Origin of the sequence: Shewanella xiamenensis, from assembly GCF_014647135.1 — a bacterium.
Taxonomy (GTDB): Bacteria; Pseudomonadota; Gammaproteobacteria; order Enterobacterales; family Shewanellaceae; genus Shewanella; species Shewanella xiamenensis.
Map to the genome: position 1 here is coordinate 121499 of NZ_BMOP01000011.1, position 18530 is coordinate 140028.

General features: G+C 45.8%; 11 protein-coding genes. 6 read left to right on the forward strand and 5 right to left on the reverse strand.

Translation table 11 applies throughout. From position 1 onward, the window contains the following. The first annotated feature begins 63 nt into the window (after positions 1–63). Positions 64–2277 carry a patatin-like phospholipase family protein gene (locus tag IEY09_RS11650; protein ID WP_047535167.1) on the forward strand — a complete coding sequence of 738 codons (2214 nt, stop codon included), beginning with the start codon at positions 64–66 and terminating at the stop codon, positions 2275–2277. Between the two features lie 178 nt (positions 2278–2455). Next, positions 2456–4498, forward strand: a complete 2043-nt coding sequence (locus IEY09_RS11655) for a M13 family metallopeptidase (RefSeq protein WP_188871167.1) — start codon at positions 2456–2458, stop codon at positions 4496–4498. Between the two features lie 58 nt (positions 4499–4556). Here IEY09_RS11655 and IEY09_RS11660 read toward each other — a convergent pair whose 3' ends face one another. Both IEY09_RS11660 and hxpB read right to left on the reverse strand, forming a co-directional pair. Beyond that, positions 4557–4883, reverse strand: a complete 327-nt coding sequence (locus tag IEY09_RS11660) for a DUF2845 domain-containing protein (RefSeq protein ID WP_037413600.1) — start codon at positions 4881–4883, stop codon at positions 4557–4559. A gap of 52 nt (positions 4884–4935) precedes the next feature. After that, on the reverse strand, positions 4936–5589 hold the full coding sequence (hxpB, locus tag IEY09_RS11665) for a hexitol phosphatase HxpB (RefSeq protein ID WP_188871169.1): 654 nt from the start codon (positions 5587–5589) through the stop codon (positions 4936–4938). Positions 5590–6010: 421 nt separating this feature from the next. Here hxpB and acnB point away from each other — a divergent pair, with 421 nt between their 5' ends. Continuing rightward, positions 6011–8608 (forward strand): bifunctional aconitate hydratase 2/2-methylisocitrate dehydratase, encoded by a 2598-nt coding sequence (gene acnB / locus IEY09_RS11670; protein WP_188871171.1) that lies wholly within the window; start codon positions 6011–6013, stop codon positions 8606–8608. 183 nt (positions 8609–8791) lie between these two features. Here the strand turns inward: acnB and rsd are convergent, their stop codons facing one another. Next, positions 8792–9277 carry a sigma D regulator gene (gene rsd / locus IEY09_RS11675; RefSeq protein WP_086023981.1) on the reverse strand — a complete coding sequence of 162 codons (486 nt, stop codon included), beginning with the start codon at positions 9275–9277 and terminating at the stop codon, positions 8792–8794. Positions 9278–9738: 461 nt separating this feature from the next. On the opposite strand from rsd, the gene hemE reads away from it, so the two are divergent. The 3 genes from hemE to IEY09_RS11690 all read left to right on the forward strand — a co-directional run bounded on the left by hemE (position 9739) and on the right by IEY09_RS11690 (position 14638). After that, positions 9739–10803, forward strand: coding sequence for a uroporphyrinogen decarboxylase (gene hemE / locus IEY09_RS11680; RefSeq protein ID WP_037413592.1), 1065 nt, complete (start codon positions 9739–9741; stop codon positions 10801–10803). Between the two features lie 385 nt (positions 10804–11188). Beyond that, the gene (gene pdeB, locus IEY09_RS11685; RefSeq protein ID WP_188871173.1) at positions 11189–13759 is read left to right on the forward strand and encodes a cyclic di-GMP phosphodiesterase PdeB; all 2571 of its coding nucleotides are present in this window, start codon (positions 11189–11191) and stop codon (positions 13757–13759) included. A 75-nt stretch (positions 13760–13834) separates the two neighbouring features. Then, positions 13835–14638 (forward strand): SDR family oxidoreductase, encoded by an 804-nt coding sequence (locus tag IEY09_RS11690; protein ID WP_037413590.1) that lies wholly within the window; start codon positions 13835–13837, stop codon positions 14636–14638. On the opposite strand, the gene IEY09_RS11695 is transcribed toward IEY09_RS11690, so the two are convergent. Together IEY09_RS11695 and IEY09_RS11700 are read right to left on the reverse strand one after the other, a co-directional pair. Then, on the reverse strand, positions 14635–14856 hold the full coding sequence (locus IEY09_RS11695) for a hypothetical protein (RefSeq protein ID WP_037413589.1): 222 nt from the start codon (positions 14854–14856) through the stop codon (positions 14635–14637). The two genes, IEY09_RS11690 and IEY09_RS11695, sit on opposite strands and share 4 nt — an antisense overlap. Before the next feature lie 182 nt (positions 14857–15038). Continuing rightward, on the reverse strand, positions 15039–18248 hold the full coding sequence (locus tag IEY09_RS11700) for an ImpA family metalloprotease (protein ID WP_188871175.1): 3210 nt from the start codon (positions 18246–18248) through the stop codon (positions 15039–15041). Positions 18249–18530: the final 282 nt, after the last annotated feature.

Below are 18530 nucleotides of genomic sequence, written 5' to 3' on the forward strand. Positions count from 1 at the left end.
TGGTTAAATAGATAAATTTGCTAATATTAACTCGAAATTTTTTATCCTATAAAAGTACTCATTATGATGCGCCGAATAGTAGCTTCTCTCTTTTTATGTGTGTTGCTGACTCCCTTATGTGCGGCTGAACGGCCAAAAATAGGATTAGTGTTAAGCGGTGGTGGTGCTAAAGGCGCCGCCCATGTTGGTGTACTTAAAATTTTAGAAGAACATCATATTCCTGTGGACTATATTGCAGGTACGAGTATCGGCGCTTATGTCGCGGGTATGTATGCCTTGGGATACAGTGCAAGTGAAGTCGAAACCATCATGATGGGGGTTGATTGGGATAGTGGTTATTCGGATACCATCCCTCGTAATGTATTGAGTTATCGAGATAAACAGTTACGAGATCGCTATAATATTCCGCTCAATATTGGTTATACCGAAGGCGAGGTGAAAGCGCCAAGTGGGGTATTGCGTGGGCAGACCATGTCGCAGTTATTACGACAGTCTACGGATTTAGTGGAGCAATTTGGTGATTTTGATGCTTTAGCTATTCCTTATCGTGCCGTGGCGACGGATTTAGAAACCAGTCTACCCGTAGTGCTTAACCATGGCAGTATTATCAAAGCAATGCAGGCTTCTGCTACGGTGCCAGGTGCATTACAACCTACGCAAATCGACGGTAAGTTACTGGTGGATGGTGGTATTGCCAACAATATGCCTGTGGACGTAGTGAAGGCGATGGGCGCTGATATTATCATTGCTGTGGATATTGGCTCACCACTGGTAAAAAAAGATAAGCTCGATAGCACTATTGCCGTATTAGATCAGTTGTCCAATTTCTTGACTAACGCCAGTACTGAAAAACAAAAGCAATTATTGACTGATAATGATGTGTTGATCCGTCCTGCGATCGATGCCCTAAGCACAACCGATTTTACCATCATGCCTTTAGCGTTAACCCTCGGCAAAGAAGCGGCGACCAGTCAGTTAGTTAAATTGCAAAAGATGAGCGTTAGCGAAGAACAATATGCCGCCTATGTTGAGAGTAAAAGGGCCAAGGGTAAGACTGTCATGGCGGATATCGCTCATCCTATCAAGGAAATTGTGTTTGATAACCACTCAAAAGTTAGCCTTAATTTATTAAAAGAAACCCTAGAACTTAAACCTGGTCAGAATATTACTAAAGATGAATTGAACGATGCGATAAAACGTATCTATTCCTTAAATAAATTTGAACGTGTTGACGCCGAATTTGTGGAGGGTAAAGAAGGGCGTGTACTTACGGTAACCACGCGCGCTAAATCATGGGGACCTAATTATTTCCAACTAGGCTTTAATTGGGAGGACGATTTTAGCTCTGATTCAGCCATCAGCTTTGATATGGCTTATACCATGACAGACTTAACCTTTAATGGCGGAGAGTGGCGAAACGAAGTTAAGCTTGGATTCGAGAAGCTATTTGCGACTGAGTTTTATCAGCCCTTGAATCGGGATCAAGAGTTTTATAGTCGAGCTCGTTATCAATACGATATCCATAATTGGGACTTATACGATAACAATAATCGTGCGCTAACCTTTGATAAGAAAACCCACACCGTCGAATTAGGTATTGGTTATAACTATGTGCTGCAAGGCGTTGTCGAGTTGGGGCTAGTTGCGGAAAAAGGTGTCATTATTAATGATGCATGGTTACTTCAGGATTTTGATTTTAACTCCTATGGCGCTTATTTCAGGATGGGGTATGACAGCTTAGACAGTATTAGTTTTCCGACATCGGGCAATCGTGTCAGCTTAAACGTTTATGTTCGTAAAGAGAATTTTGACGATGTCATCGATAATCAGAACGACTATAGCGTGCAGATAGAGGCCGACTGGAAAGGCGCGCTGAGCGTTGGTAATCATGCGTTTGTGGGTAAAGCATCGCTTGCGACAAATAATAATGATGGCCTCAATACCTTGCACTTGTCAGATTTAGGCGGTTTCTTAAATCTTTCTGGTTATCACAAGGACTCGTTGAATGGAGCTCATAAACTCTTTGGTGCCTTTATTTATCAGTATGATTTAGGGCGTGATGCCTTAGGTATGCGAGATTACCCTCTGTACTTAGGCTTAAGTTTAGAGGCAGGTAATGTGTGGTTTGAACGATCAGAAGTATCGCTTACTGATCTTATTTATGCATCGAGTCTGTACATCGGCACTGATACCACAATGGGACCTGCGGCGATTGGTTTCGGCATTACGGATATGGGTGATAAGTCAGTTTATTTATTTATTGGTAAAGCGTTTTAATGATAAGGCTATAACTAGGGCGTGTTGACGTTTCGAGATTAGATTTTGTTTTAATAAGGTGGGATGAATCGATAAGTGTCATAACCTTTTACAAAATCTTACTACAGCCAAACCAGTCTAAATGCTAAGGTTTTGCAGGAAAAAATAACAACACTCTCAACGGAAGCTGGGGAAAACAATGAAGAAGATAAGCACACTGGCGCTGGGTATTGCCTTGAGCCTAGGTTTAGCCGCTTGCAGCAGCGAGCCTAAAACTGAAGTCGCCGCGGTTTCTGGCATTGAATTACAAAACTTTGATGCCTCAGTTCGCCATCAAGATGATTTTTACTACAGTGTTAACGGTAAATGGTTAGCCAATACGCCCATTCCAGCTGATAAATCCAACTACGGTGCATTTTCTGTGCTGTACGATCAAAGCCAAGATGCATTGAAAAAGATCATCGATGCAGCGGCCGCCAAAAAGAATGCAGCCCCTGGCTCCAATGAGCAAAAAATTGGCGACTTTAACGCCAGCTTTATGAATACCGATTTGCTCGAAACCTTAGGTGTAACCCCATTAAATCCATTACTGGCGGACATCTCTGCAGTGAAAAATCACAGTGAATTACCCGCGGTGATGGGGAAATTACTCACCAGCGGTTCAGGTATTCCCTTTGGTTTCTACGTTAATAACGACGCGAAAAACTCCACCCAATATGCAGTGTACTTAAGCCAGTCGGGCTTAACCTTGCCAGACCGCGATTACTACTTAAAAGATGACGCTAAGTTTGTCGCTAATCGCCAAGCAATGGCGAAATATGTGACTGATATTCTGACTGAAGCGGGCTATAAAAATGCAAAACGTGCCGCGAAAAACGTGGCCGATATTGAAATGATGATCGCGAAAAGTCAGTGGAGCCGTGTAGAGTCGCGCGATGCGAACAAATCCTATAACAAACTGAACCGCGCCGAGCTGCAAAAGCTAATGGGACAGTTTGATTTTAATGCCTTTGCCGCGAATGCTGGTTTAGGTGATAAAGTGACTGACGTGATCGTGCGTCAACCCTCTTATTTTGAAAAGTTAGGTGCAAATTTTGATGCCTTCCCTGTTTCGGCCTGGCAGGATTATTTAACGTTCCACCTCGTGGATAGTTACGCCGAGCTGTTAAGTAAAAACTTTGTCGATCTTAACTTTGCCTTTAAGAGCAAAACGTTGATGGGCATTGAAGAGCAGCAACCACGCTGGAAAAAAGCGGTTGATGGCGCCGACCAAGTAATAGGTGAATTAGTGGGTGAAGAGTACGTTAAGCAGTACTTTAAACCAGAAGCCAAAGCTCGCATGGAAACTATGATCAAAAATCTGATCAAAGGTTTCGAAGTCAGTATTAATGAGCTTGAGTGGATGACGCCAGAAACTAAAGTCGCGGCTCAGGAAAAACTGTCTAAGTTTACCTACAAGATTGGTTATCCAGACAAGTGGAAAGACTACACTGCGCTAGAAATCAAGCCTGATGAGCTGGTGGGCAACTATATGCGTTACGCCCAGTTTGAATATCAAGACATGATCAACAAGCTCGGTAAGCCAATCGATCGTACCGAGTGGCATATGACACCGCAAACGGTGAACGCTTATTACAGCCCAGTTGGCAATGAAATCGTATTCCCAGCAGCGATTCTGCAACCGCCATTTTTCAATATGGAAGCCGATGATGCGGTCAACTACGGCGGTATCGGTGCGGTTATTGGCCACGAAATCAGCCATGGTTTCGACGACCAAGGCGCTAAGTACGATGGCGACGGTAACTTGCGTGACTGGTGGTCGGATAAAGACCGTGAAGAGTTCCAAAAACGCGGTAAGCAACTGTCGGCGCAGTATTCTGGCTACGAAGCATTACCCGGTAAGTTTGTGAACGGTGATTTAACCTTAGGCGAAAACATCGGTGACTTAGGTGGGTTAACAGTAGCTGCTCGCGCCTATATGATGAGCTTAAACGGTAAATCTGCTCCCGTGCTCGATGGCTTAACGGGCGAGCAGCGTTTCTTCGTCGGTTGGTCACAGGTATGGCGCCGTAATTACCGTGATGAAGAGTTAGGTCGTCGTTTACTGACGGATCCACATTCACCTAGCCACTACCGCGCGATGGGGACGCCGCGCAATATTGAAGCTTTCTATAAAGCCTTTGAGCTGAAAGAGAGCGACAAGATGTATTTAAAACCAGAAGAGCGCGTAAAAATCTGGTAATCCATAGGATGAAAACGAAAAAGCCAGACATCTGTCTGGCTTTTTACTTGGGTTAGGATTAATGCCCATATCCTAAGGTTTCAATTTTTTCGATTTTTTGATCGGTTGCATAAACCCGCCGCATCAATCGTGTCGGGCCAAAATCATAGGTCCACTCAGCATATTCTATCGGCAACTTGCTTGGATCAATCACAATATCGCCTGCGGAATTCCTGTAGGTTGCAGGTTGGCTGTATTCTTTGGCTTCATTTGGCGGACCGCACTTTTCTAACACTGCGTCTAAGGGATCGCCTACGTTGATGACGAATTGCTTACAGCGCATAGAATCTGTCGCTAAGGCTGGCAAGCTCGCCGCCCACAGTATTAACAACACATAATACTTCATCGGTGTATCCTAGCAGTGATTAACCTTTCTCAAATTGATTCGGTGACTTTATTTAGAACACCTTATCAAGCTCCAATAAACTCTCTAATTGATGATGGGCTATGATCCATTTTGCTTCACCGCGTTGTTCTGGCGCAGGAATCGCAACGGTTTGCATATTGGCGGCGCGGGCAGCGATCAGACCATTAAAAGAGTCTTCAATCGCGAGGCAATATCGCGGGTCAACCCCTAAGGCCGCTGCGCAATTTAAGTAAACCTCTGGATGCGGCTTGCCATAGGTGAGTCCTTCGGCGGATTGTACCGCCATAAACTTATCACTCAGGCCGAGTTTACTAAGTACGGCTTCGATAATGGTGTAAAAAGAGGAGGTGGCTAAGCCTATCTTTAAGCCTTTGGCTTGGCAGTATTCAATGGCCTGCTGAACGCCTTGCATGGCTTCGCCCGTTTTCAGGATCTCCTCTGCGACTCTATCAACAATGGCGTTGCTGACCTTGGCATTATCGTAATCGGCCCAAGGCGCTTTGTGATACCAATAATCGACACATTGATCGATACGTAACCCCGTGGTTTGTTGAATCGTTTCAATAGTGACGGGTACGCCAAGTGCCGATAACACTTCATATTCAACCCTTTGCCAAAGGGGTTCTGAATCAATTAACACGCCATCCATATCAAAAATAACGGCTTGAATACTGAGGGATGTCATTACTACTCCAAAGGACGGGAAATGGGTCATTCGAGCTTGAGTGTAAGTTTAAGCCCGTCATCTTCAAAGCCTAAACACACAAAGTTGAGAAATATTTTTGGTGGAAAAGAATTGATGTCCAAAAAAATAATCGTTCGATTTTAAATTGATTAACTTATGTTAACTATTTGTAGATTATGGTTTTTTATCTGTTTTCAAACTATTGTCTAATTTCCATTGTTTTATTGTTGCCGTAAGTTGAGTTGCACCTCCGGATTTAGCCCTTATTTCGTCTTTTGCCGAGTGTGACCTGATTCATACTTTTGCAAAGCTGTAGTATACTGCTGGCCGGAAATACGGGTCGATCATGTCGGACTGTCAGCTTCAATTGAGAAGACGTGCAGTTTCGTTGTTAGAGCGCCAAACAAAGAGGAATGTTGCCGTGCTAGAAGCATATCGTAAACACGTCGCAGAACGTGCTGCAGAGGGCGTAGTCCCTAAGCCATTAGATGCACATCAAGTGGCTGAACTGGTTAAATTGGTTCAAAATCCCCCCGCTGGTGAAGAAGCTGTTATTCTTGACCTGCTCGAAAATCGAATTCCCCCCGGTGTTGACGAAGCCGCTTACGTAAAAGCCGCTTTCTTAGATGCGGTAGCTAAAGGCACTGTAACTTCACCTATCCTGTCTGCCGAACGTGCGACTGAGTTATTAGGCACTATGCAAGGTGGTTATAACATCGAGCCGCTAATTGCACAGCTAGATAACCCCGCTCTGGCGCCTTTAGCTGCTAAAGCCTTATCTCACACTTTGCTGATGTTTGACTCTTTCCACGATGTGGTTGAGAAAATGGAAGCGGGTAACGTCTATGCAAAACAAGTGGTTGAAGCGTGGGCAAATGCAGATTGGTACTTAAGCCGTCCAAAATTAGCGGACAAAGTCACCCTGACCGTATTCAAAGTCTCTGGTGAAACCAACACCGACGACCTGTCACCAGCACCCGATGCTTGGTCACGTCCAGATATCCCATTGCACGCCTTAGCGATGCTGAAAAACGCGCGTGATGGTATCGAGCCAGATGTACCTGGCAGCGTAGGTCCAATCAAGAAATTAGAAGAACTGAAAACCAAAGGTTTCCCATTAGTTTACGTGGGTGACGTTGTAGGTACTGGTTCATCACGTAAATCTGCGACTAACTCAGTACTGTGGTTCATGGGCGATGATATCCCATTCGTACCTAACAAACGTGCTGGTGGTTTCTGCTTAGGTGGCAAAATTGCGCCGATTTTCTTCAACACTATGGAAGATGCGGGCGCACTACCAATCGAACTCGACGTCAGCAAAATGGAAATGGGCGATGTGATCGACATTTACCCATACGCTGGTGTTGTTAAGCGTCATGGCTCAGATGAAGTGATTTCTGAGTTCAGCCTGAAAACCGACGTACTGTTAGACGAAGTGCGTGCAGGTGGTCGTATTCCACTGATCATCGGTCGTGGTTTAACTGACAAAGCACGTGCGGTATTAGGTTTACCAGCGTCTGACGTATTCGTACGTCCACAGGACATCGCTGATAATGGCAAAGGTTACACCCTTGCACAGAAGATGGTCGGTAAAGCCTGTGGTGTTGCTGGCGTACGTCCAGGTCAATACTGTGAGCCTAAGATGACTTCTGTAGGTTCACAGGACACTACCGGTCCTATGACCCGTGACGAGCTGAAAGACTTAGCTTGTTTAGGCTTCAGTGCCGATTTGACTATGCAGTCATTCTGCCACACTGCCGCTTATCCAAAACCAGTTGACGTTAACACGCACCACACACTGCCAGATTTCATCATGAACCGTGGCGGTGTGTCACTGCGCCCAGGTGACGGTGTTATTCACTCATGGTTAAACCGTATGTTATTACCAGACACAGTTGGTACTGGTGGTGACTCACATACGCGTTTCCCAATTGGTATTTCATTCCCAGCAGGTTCTGGCCTAGTAGCGTTTGCTGCGGCGACAGGTGTGATGCCACTCGATATGCCTGAGTCAGTATTAGTACGCTTCAAGGGCAAGATGCAACCTGGTATCACCCTACGTGATCTAGTACATGCTATCCCATTAAAAGCGATTGAAATGGGTCTGCTGACTGTTGAGAAGAAAGGTAAGATCAACATCTTCTCTGGTCGCGTACTGGAAATCGAAGGCTTAGAAACCCTGAAAGTAGAACAGGCATTCGAACTGTCTGACGCCTCAGCAGAACGCTCTGCAGCGGGTTGTACTATCAAGTTAGACAAAGAGCCAATCATTGAGTACCTGAACTCTAACATCACTATGCTGAAGTGGATGATCGCTGAAGGTTACGGTGACCGTCGCACGATAGAGCGTCGTATCAAAGGCATGGAAGAGTGGTTAGCGAATCCTGAGCTGATGAGTGCTGACAAGGATGCTGAGTACGCAGCAGTGATCGAAATCGATCTGAACGAGATCAAAGAGCCAATCCTGTGTGCGCCTAACGATCCAGACGATGCCGTGTTATTGTCATCTGTTGCGCAAACTAAGATTGACGAAGTGTTCGTGGGTTCTTGTATGACTAACATCGGTCACTTCCGTGCGACCGGTAAGATGTTAGACAAGTTCGCTAAGACGCTGCCAACACGTCTTTGGATTGCACCACCGACTAAGATGGACAAAGACCAACTGACCGAGGAAGGCTACTACGGTATTTTTGGTCGCGTTGGTGCGCGTATCGAGATCCCAGGCTGTTCACTGTGTATGGGTAACCAAGCACGTGTGGCTGAAGGTGCGACAGTGGTTTCTACTTCTACCCGTAACTTCCCGAACCGTTTAGGTACAGGTGCTAACGTATACTTAGCGTCTGCGGAATTAGCGGCAGTGGCAGCACTGTTAGGTCGTCTGCCTACGGTTGAAGAATACCAAGAATACGCGAAAGAGTTAGACGCAACTGCAGCTGACACTTACCGTTACTTGAACTTCGATCAAATCGATTCTTACACTAAGAAAGCATCACAAGTGATCTTTCAATCAGCTGTATAATCGATTGATATAATAATGAAAAAGCCAGCGAAAGCTGGCTTTTTTGTTTCTATTGAATGCTTTGCTGTACTGTTAATGCGCAAACAATCACATAGCAACTTAACGAAAGATAGAGGATAAATTGATTATTTATCGGTCAGGCATCTCTTTAGCGCAGTGTTTAGCGTGGCTTATCATGCCGCATTAAGCTTGCTGGGCGTGCTCTGAGTATTTGCTGTGCAGCACTTCGAGGAGCTTATCCTCTAACTCGAAACGCGTTTCCATGGTATGCGCCAGTTCGGAGAGATCTTTATCGAGCTGATACATCACTTGATCGTCCTGCGTTTCTGCATACTTATCGTTAAAGTCTAGCGCTGCGTTGGTCGTTGGGGTGATCTTAGGCAAAACCTGTTGAATAGCCGCTTTGCAAGGGGCGCCAAATTTTTCGCAGGCGTTAATCACTTGGTCATACACTTCGAAATGACCTTCAGAAACGTAATCCACTAATAAATCACAAAATGACTTTACGTTCTCAAAAGAGGGAAGCGATTTTTCCGCATTAGTGTAGGGCGGTAGCCCAGCAATTTGGCAATAATGCACCAAGAGTTTGCGACGATTTTCTAGCCATTGATCTATAAGCTTATTTGAACCGCCCCACTTTTGTTCTGCTTTTTCGAGTTCTCTCAGCATGATGCATTCCATTTAAGTGCTAGGACATAACTCTAATGTAGGGGAGAAATAGCTCTTCGATCAACCCTTTTTATCGGGATTTGCGATAATTGGTAAATGGACAAACCAGCTGTTTTGTATAAAAAAATGTGGAAATAAAAAGCCCAACGATAGAAACCTATCGTTGGGCGAGTAATGTATATAGCAGGCTCGATGCGACGAGCTTCTTGATTGTTCTTGCTAGCGCAGACTTTTTATACCAAAGGCGGGGAACTGGTGCAACTTTTTTCTGTCTGACTGTGACTTTGAGTTCGATTAATAAACAGTATGTTATCTGGCTAGCATTTTGAGGATAACTGCTTAAATGGACAGCAATGATGGGGAATAGCTCACATAAATTATCTCATATTGGTTACATTATTCGCGTAAATGCTAAACTACCGACCCAGCGGATCTCAATAAAAGTCTAGGAATCAAGCCAAATGGCAGAATTAAAGAATGATCGTTATTTACGCGCCCTATTAAAACAGCCTGTCGATATGACTCCGGTTTGGATGATGCGTCAAGCAGGCCGCTACCTTCCTGAATATAAAGCGACTCGCGCTCAAGCGGGTGATTTCATGTCTTTATGTAAAAACCATGAATTGGCCTGTGAAGTGACACTACAACCGCTGCGTCGTTATGAGCTGGATGCGGCGATTCTGTTTTCCGACATTTTGACTGTTCCCGATGCAATGGGATTAGGTCTGTATTTTGAGGCGGGTGAAGGCCCACGTTTTGAGCGCCCAACAGATACTATCGATGCCATCAAAAAATTATCAATCCCAGACCCAGAAGATGAGCTGGGTTATGTGATGAAGGCCGTTAGCACGATTCGTCGTGAACTGAATGGCCAAGTGCCATTAATCGGCTTCTCTGGTTCTCCTTGGACTCTAGCCACTTACATGGTTGAAGGCGGTTCGAGCAAAACCTTCGAAAAAATTAAGAAAATGGCCTACGCCGAGCCTGCTGCATTGCATATGTTGCTTGATAAGCTTGCAGATTCAGTGACCTTATATTTAAACGCACAGGTAGCTAATGGTGCGCAATCTTTAATGATTTTCGACTCTTGGGGCGGCGCGTTATCGCACACTGCTTACCGTGAGTTCTCACTGCGTTATATGCAGAAAATTGTTGATGGTTTAACTCGCTTTGCTGATGGCCGCCAAGTGCCAGTGACCTTATTCACTAAGGGCGGTGGTTTATGGTTAGAAGCGATGGCTGAAACGGGCTGTGATGCTTTAGGTTTAGACTGGACTGTCGATATTGCTGACGCCCGTCGCCGTGTTGGTCATAAAGTTGCTCTGCAAGGCAACATGGATCCATCCATGTTATATGCACCAATCCCACGTATCGAAGAAGAAGTTGCTCAAATTCTGGCTGGCTACGGTGAAGGTACAGGCCATGTGTTTAATTTAGGCCATGGTATTCACCAGCATGTGGACCCAGAGCATGCAGGTGCCTTTATTAAGGCGGTTCACGCTCAATCTAAGCAGTACCATAAATAAGCTGCACTAAATAACAAACGGACCTGAGGGTCCGTTTTTTATGGCGTTTATTACAGCGTCAGAAACTTCCACTTGGGTGTTGTTAATTGGGTATTAACTTGTGGTTTAGCGAGTGTATTAATTAATCGCGTGCTTTATAGCGTATGTCTCCGCGGTGTTAGTGCGTTGGAGCTCGGTTACCATCTAACTTTTTAAAACTTTTTTATCGAATAGCTGCGTTAAATCAAAGGCGTTTAAAGCAATTAAATGCATGCTATTGCCTACTTTAGCAACGGATAAAGCAAAGTGATATTTAATACTATTTGCAAATGAGATATGTTGCATGGCGCTATAAGGGACTAAATAAAGCCGTTTGTTAATTTAATTACGTAAGCCGTGGTAAAAGATGCGCATAGGCAACAAAATATTGGTATTTATTGCAGGGTTCTGTTTACCAGCCGTTGTGCTTGTCTCCTATTGCCTCGGGGTTTGGTTTGACCATAGGGTCGAATTGTTACGTCAGGATAATGTACAGCGCGAGCTGGCGAATATTCAGCAGCAGTTCCGCATCGATGTCGATCGGTTAGGTTTTCTCACTAACATCTATGCCTCACCATTAGCTCATCTCGATAGTGAGCAGTTAAAATCCCTCGAGTCTTCGTGGCTTGAGAGCTCCATGTCTGCCAATTTAAGTTGGTTTATTCTGCGAGATGGAAATTTGCAGAGTGTTTTTCAAAATGAGCAATCAATAGCTGATGTGAATCGGCAGGAAATCGCCAAGGCGATAACGACGCAGGCTAAGCCTGAGTTTGCCAGCGCCTATTTAATTGGCGATAAAGGATATGTCGTCACTGCGGTCGCTTCATATTTGGGTGAGTATGTGCTGTTAGTGCGGCAACTTACTGAGCGCGATCTACTGGAATACGCCCAAACCTCCCTTGTCGCGCGGATCAGCATGTCTAATGCTGTAACAACACATAATACCTTACATCCAAGTTCGGTTGCGCTGCCGAGTCTCATTAGTCAACAACCAATCTATCTTCAGGTTGAATTTTCTGATGATCCTTTTCGAGATGTAAAGCTTAGTCTCGACTGGGTGTCGCTTGCGGTGATATTGCTGGGGGTATTCATTGTCGCCTTGGGTTATGTTTGGTTGCGTTCAGGCCTGTTACAGCCCCTTAATAGCTTGATGCAGCAATTAGCGCTCGTTGATCCTATGGCGAGTGTATATCGGCCTGTGACCAGCGAGGGTAATGAAGAGTTATCTGTATTGGCGAATCGCGTAAACAGCTTACTCGCGAGGATTTATCAGCAGAAAGAGCGCGGTAAAATAACCTTAGAGTCGATTGCTGAAGCCGTTATCTTGACCGACATCGATGCAAACGTCATTTACATGAATCCAAAGGCTGAAACACTGCTTGATGTGGCCAGTTGTGATGCCGTTGGTGAGAGTCTTGCTAGCTTATTAAAGGCAGGAGAGCAGTTAAATCAAGCGGTATTTCACTGTATTCGCCTTGGCGAAACGACACCTCAAGTCGCTAAAATCAAACTGTTAACCACAACGCCACGGATTATTGAACGTAGCATTAGTAACGTGCTTAATCATGAAAAAGAGATTGTCGGTACTGTAGTAGTACTGCGGGATATCACCCAAGAAGAACGCCTTAAGCACCAGCTACAAAAACGCGCAAACTTTGATGGTATTACCGGGTTACTTAATCGCCAAGCGTTCGAAGAACAACTGCCCGAGTTCGTCGGTCAAACGAGGAGCCTTGCGGTATGTTATTTGGATTTAGAGCAGTTTAAGTTGATCAATGATAGTTGTGGCCATACTGCGGGTGATCGCATGCTGGCCATGGTCGCTAAGGCAATTCAATCATGTCTTGGGCCTCAGGAGTTATTCGCTCGCTTAGGCGGGGATGAGTTCGGACTGGTGATCTGCGATCGCTCGGCGTTAGCCGTGGTGCAGTTGCTAAAGCACATTATTGCCCAGGTGTCGTTGCAAGTGTTACACGATAAAAATTGCAACTACAAAGTCGGCTTAAGTATTGGTGTTGCCTTTGGACGTGCGCCCTATATCAATGCGCAGGAATTACTCAAGGATGCCGATATCGCTTGTATTGCCGCTAAAGCTAAGGGCGCCAATCAAATTCATATTTATGATGATAAAGATAAAGAACTGACCTACCAGCGTAATGCGCCTAAATGGGCGATGCGTATTGCCCAAGCAATTGAAGAAAATGAACTCCTGCTCTACTACCAGCCCATCCGAGGATTAGGTGCGAGTTCTAAACGCCAACGGATGGAGATTCTGCTCAGGATCCAAGAGCCTTGTGGTCGCATTTTGGCGCCTGCCCAGTTTATTGCTGCCGCAGAGCGTTTTAAGCTGATGCCTGAAATTGATAAAGAAGTGATACGTAAAGCCTTTTTATGGCTGTCGCTAAATTCGCAGCTTTGGCCGGATCACTGCATTTCAATCAACCTTTCGGGCAATAGTCTCGGCGCCGAAGGCATGGTGGAATATATTGCTAAGCAGCAGCAGATTTTTGATATTCCTAGCCAATGCGTTTGCTTTGAAATTACCGAAACGACTGCGATTCAAAACCGTCACCGCGGCATGGAAATGCTCAGACAATTGCGCAAACTCGGTTTTTCCTTTGCATTGGATGATTTTGGCAGTGGCTTTGCTTCCTACGGCTATTTACGCGAACTGCCCGTGGACTACGTCAAAATCGATGGCTGCTTTGTTAAAAACCTGGCCGTCAATGCCAAGGACTATGCCATCGTGAAATCTATTCAAGACGTTTGCCGAGTAATGGGAATTGAGACGGTCGCCGAATTTGTAGAAAACCAAGAGATTATCGATAGATTGCAAGCGATTGGTATCAACTATGCTCAAGGTTATGCGATAGGACGGCCGCAACCTCTAGCAAGTTATTGTGAGCAGTTTGAGATGAGCTTAGCGCAACGCGCATAGGGGATTGCGCTTTTTAGGTGATTATGCCAATTTACCCTTAACCGAAGTTAACATATTAGTAACAAGGATATGGTTATGGATGGACTGACGGGTAAAGTGGTTATTATTACAGGGGCTTCTGAAGGTATTGGTCGTGCGCTGGCTATTGCCATGGCGCGGGTAGGATGCCAACTTGTATTGAGTGCTCGCAACGAAACGCGTCTTGCCTCACTTGCCCTCGAAATTGCTAACTATGGTCCTACTCCCTTTGTTTTTGCCGCTGATGTCAGCAGTGCCTCCCAGTGTGAAGACTTAATTCAAGCCACGATTGCCCATTATGGCCGTCTCGATATTTTGGTTAATAATGCGGGCATGACGATGTGGTCGCGTTTTGATGAGTTAACCCAACTAGCGGTTCTTGAAGATATCATGCGCGTTAATTACTTAGGCCCTGCCTATTTGACCCATGCCGCCTTACCCTATTTAAAGTCGAGCCAAGGTCAGGTCGTGGTGGTGGCTTCGGTGGCTGGGTTAACAGGCGTACCGACTCGTAGTGGTTATGCGGCGTCTAAGCATGCAGTTATCGGTTTTTTTGATTCGCTGCGGATTGAGCTTGCTGACGATAATGTGGCCGTGACGGTGATTTGCCCTGATTTTGTCGTTTCGCAAATCCATAAGCGAGCCTTAGATGGTGCGGGTAAGCCACTCGGTAAATCGCCAATGCAGGAAGCTAAAATTCTTTCCGCAGAGCAATGTGCCGACATGATGCTACCTGTGATAGCAACCCGAGGCCGGCAGCTTATCACTTCTCTTCGCGGCCGGCTCGGACGTTGGCTTAAGCTGATTGCACCGGGCTTAATCGATAAAATAGCCCGTAAAGCAATTGCCTCAGGCCATTAGCTTTTATTGAGGTGTTTAACGATGGCTTGTTCAGCTTCATTTTGGGTTGCCTTATCACCATCAGCTTGGATGTTGGCTGTTGCCTTATGGCCTGTGAGATCCTCGGCAATATGAAGCCAGTCAGGATGCCAGTAAAAATTCTGTCCCGACAGTGTTTGCCAATTATGCACGCCGGACTTTTCGCCTTGATAAATAATGTCTTTGATTGAATAACCCATAGAAAACCCCTGATTTATTATTGGATATCATTATTGAGGTCAAATAGTGCGCTATCCACTTCGCAACTTGTGTGCGTTAGATCACGCTTTTAGGCAAAAATAAACCTCGCATTTGCGAGGTTTATTTTTTATTGCACTTAATTTTCAGTGTCTTAACGTCTAGTGCTTTAATGTCTAGAGTATTAAGGTTTCGCGCATTGGCTAGGTGAGCCTGTGCCTTTCCAAAGTGTGCTGCTATCGCTCAGTGACAGTGGGATAAAGGTTAAGCCTTGGCTCATATTCGCGGGTGGTAAATCAGTTTCGAGCTCATACATACCCATTGGTACCGTGCCAAGGCTGGCGTTTGCTGTGACTTGCATGGCTGCAAGACTAGAGTAACGCAGTCCTAGCATATCGAAATGGCTGCGCCAATCTTTGCCTGTGAGTTTGCTTAAGGAAACCAACATAAAGTCATTGCCAGGAATGTCTCTGACCGTTTTACCACCGTAGACGCTATGGCCATCGAAGGGGAATAAGTCAAAACCGAGTTTACTGCGGTTTGCCTCCCAATCGCTGGCGTTATTAGCGTATTTACCGAAAATACGGCTGTGCTGATACAGCAAAGTAAAGAGATTAAAGCCATTACTTAAGGTTGTGCCATCACTTAGCGTCATGCCATGGGCCTTGAGGGCCATTTGGATATAAAACCCCATGCGATAGCCATTATGTACCGCATAATCATTACTTGCCCAAGGTGCGGTATATCGGTCTTCGCCGATATCTAACACTTTACAGTTAGCGCCAAAGACTACACGTTTGCCACTGGTATCCTTAGTGCCTATGGCATCGGACATAAACACATAAAAGAGATCTTTGTGATTCATATGGCCATCTTTAATGATGTCGCTATTACCATCACGCAAATAATGGGTCTTCCATAGCACCACATAGGGGAAGATATTGTTGGAGTTTTCTCCTGCACGGCTGCCATAACCTGTCCAATTATCGCTATTGGCGGCAGTGGCATATTGCACATTGAGGCGGTTGGTTTGCAGATTATGGCCAAGTTCATGGTTATCTCCCCAACCCGTGGGTGAAATATTCCAAGCGGCATCCCAAGGATTCCCACTGCAACCCGATCCACATTGGGCATTCTGGTCATAGTTAGCGTGTTGGATGATGCTGCGGGTATGCAGACTGGCATCGGTGCAATCGGCGCCAAACAGCGCCTGACAGCTTGATAGCACCTCGGCGGGTAACGACTCACTTAAGCTTTTACCTTGGATCTTAAGTCCTGCTAAGGTGTAAACACTATTGATATGGTCCTCGACGATGCTTTTGAGCAAGGCGGTAACATCGGGGATCTTACCGCCAATGGCATTCATAAAACGGTCGCGGCGTAAATGCTGTTCAGCGCCATCGGTGCGCAGATCCACATGGGGCAGCTCAGTGTTTTGGATTTTGTCATTGAAGGCCGTGATTTCAGCAGGATTAGAAAAATCCATGATACTTGGGTGCTTAGCCACATTTTTTGCTTGCACATCGACACTGAGCGCGCCTTCGCCGCCACTGATATAGAAATAAATCGGGCCGCCATAGGGGGTTGAAAACTCGATGCTTTGCCCTTTGGCGAGCTTAAGACGCTGCTGCGCTAACTCAAGCGGCGCGCGATAAACCTTTTGTTCAAAGGCGCGGTTGGTATTGCGTCTATGATAATTTAGCTTAATTTCGACGTTGGCATTGGTGCTATCCAAACGACTGAGCGTGATGGTTTGTCCCGGTAAGGCGTACCAGCCTGAGCTGGTCCATTGACCTGTATAAGGTACGCTAATGGTTTTGCGCTCTGATACTGTGGCCGGATAACCGTAGTGAGCATTAGTGCCTTTACTTAGATTGGCTCTGTCGGTGACATATTCCCCTAAATCGGCTTGGGCAAGGTTATGGGCGCGGGCGTAGCTCACCGTCCAATCGGCAAATAGCGCTTGCTGCCATTGGGTGAACTCGCTGTAGGCGATGGGATAATCAATTTCACTACGGTATTTATCGGCGAGCAGTAAACCGGCCTTTATCAGTGGGAAGTTAGTGCGACTAAACACATCAATGCCATTGATATCTAAGGTTTCAGCGCTGCTGCGATACCAGTCGGCACCCGCTTTAAAAGCCTCAACAAAGGCGCCGCTATTACAGCTTAAGTAATTGCCTGTGCAGTCATTTAATACCTGCGTATCAAAGCGCTGCTCCCGCAGATTTGCCAGTAGTTTCTTAACATCTTCAAGGGCTTTATCTTCGGCCAGAATGCTACTTACATTCAAGTTATCGGCATTGAGTTTGGACCAATAGTTGCCAGCGGTAGAGAGTCCCATCTCAAGATAGAGTGGCGAGAGCATAGCGCTTTGTTCGCGTCGATAATTTGAGAGTAGCAGGGGAATACCCGCAGCCTTGGCTTTGGCAATCGCCGCTTGAATGCCCGCGTAACCTAGGTTGTCGCGGTCAATATCGCTGATAACGATTAAATCGGGTTTTAAGGTATCGATACAGCTGGCGAGGGCGCTGTAGTCGCAGCTATTGGCGGTATTGATACTGTGAGCATCGGGATAGTACTTGCTTAGCCAAGTGCGGATCCCTTCGTTATGGGGGAAATACCAACTGTCGGCACGGCTCGGCATTTGGGCCGTGACTATGCTGAGGCCATCCTGTTGATCGCCACCTTTAGTCAGCCATGAGATGAGATTTTTCAACAGTATATCTGTCTGCGCAGAAGTGTTGACGCTAAATAAGTTGCCACCCATAGCGGCATAGCGTTGTCCCTGTTGCTCGCCCGCCATCACTAGGCCGCGAACGGCACTGGCGCCACTGCCATCCACATTTGATGGCAGTAGGGTAAAAGTGTTTTCCGGCATAAAGCTCGAAAAGGTAATGGAGTCGTGGGTCGGATGCCAGCTAATGCTGCTACCTACACCTTGATAGAGCTGGGTGATTTTCGCTTTGCGGGCAGCGTCCACTTTGGCCAGTTCAGCAGTGCTGAAGTCAATCAGCTCAATGGCGCTGGCAAGGGTATGATCTTGATGCCGAATGGCATTTTCAGCATTACTGATAAAGGCTGGAGTAATCGTGCAATCCGCCGACATCGCCGCTGTGGTATAAGTTAACTCGGCTAATGAACCGCCACAGCCACTAATATTTTCTAGTACAAAGCCTACGTCCGCTTGAACACTAAAGCTGGCTCTTTTGCCCGAATCGACCTTTTGGCTTGCGGGAGTGAGTTTGCCGCCCGATACCTGACTTGCACTGGCGGTATATTGGGTGATAGTCGGTGGCTGAACGGGTGGTGTGGTGGTGCTCGCATCCTCAGAGCCGCCCCCGCAACCGCCAATCAGTAAGGCGATGGCGGTAGATATAAGTCTAATCTCCATAGGGAGTCCTTATTATTTTTGGAATTAACAATTATGCAGCATTGTAGCGGAATAATACGGGCTAAAGTAGATAATATCTTAATAAAATTTATATAAATCATTATCTTAAATTTGACGATCGTCAAATTTAAGGCATAAAAATACCGGCATTAGGCCTAATGCCGATCAGTTAAGACAGATCGCTTGACGATCTCGCTGAAAAGATCAAAATCCGATGACCTCATGTCATCGGATTTTTTATGCAACTCTCAGAAGCACTCGCCCGTACTCATATTACCCGCC

Bases quoted from the DNA above. Each gene is read 5' to 3' on its own strand.
- IEY09_RS11650 (WP_047535167.1), top strand. From the start codon at position 64: ATGATGCGCCGAATAGTAGCTTCTCTCTTTTTATGTGTGTTGCTGACT.
- IEY09_RS11655 (WP_188871167.1), top strand. From the start codon at position 2,456: ATGAAGAAGATAAGCACACTGGCGCTGGGTATTGCCTTGAGCCTAGGT.
- IEY09_RS11660 (WP_037413600.1), bottom strand. From the start codon at position 4,883: ATGAAGTATTATGTGTTGTTAATACTGTGGGCGGCGAGCTTGCCAGCC.
- hxpB (WP_188871169.1), bottom strand. From the start codon at position 5,589: ATGACATCCCTCAGTATTCAAGCCGTTATTTTTGATATGGATGGCGTG.
- rsd (WP_086023981.1), bottom strand. From the start codon at position 9,277: ATGCTGAGAGAACTCGAAAAAGCAGAACAAAAGTGGGGCGGTTCAAAT.
- hemE (WP_037413592.1), top strand. From the start codon at position 9,739: ATGGCAGAATTAAAGAATGATCGTTATTTACGCGCCCTATTAAAACAG.
- pdeB (WP_188871173.1), top strand. From the start codon at position 11,189: ATGCGCATAGGCAACAAAATATTGGTATTTATTGCAGGGTTCTGTTTA.
- IEY09_RS11690 (WP_037413590.1), top strand. From the start codon at position 13,835: ATGGATGGACTGACGGGTAAAGTGGTTATTATTACAGGGGCTTCTGAA.
- IEY09_RS11695 (WP_037413589.1), bottom strand. From the start codon at position 14,856: ATGGGTTATTCAATCAAAGACATTATTTATCAAGGCGAAAAGTCCGGC.
- IEY09_RS11700 (WP_188871175.1), bottom strand. From the start codon at position 18,248: ATGGAGATTAGACTTATATCTACCGCCATCGCCTTACTGATTGGCGGT.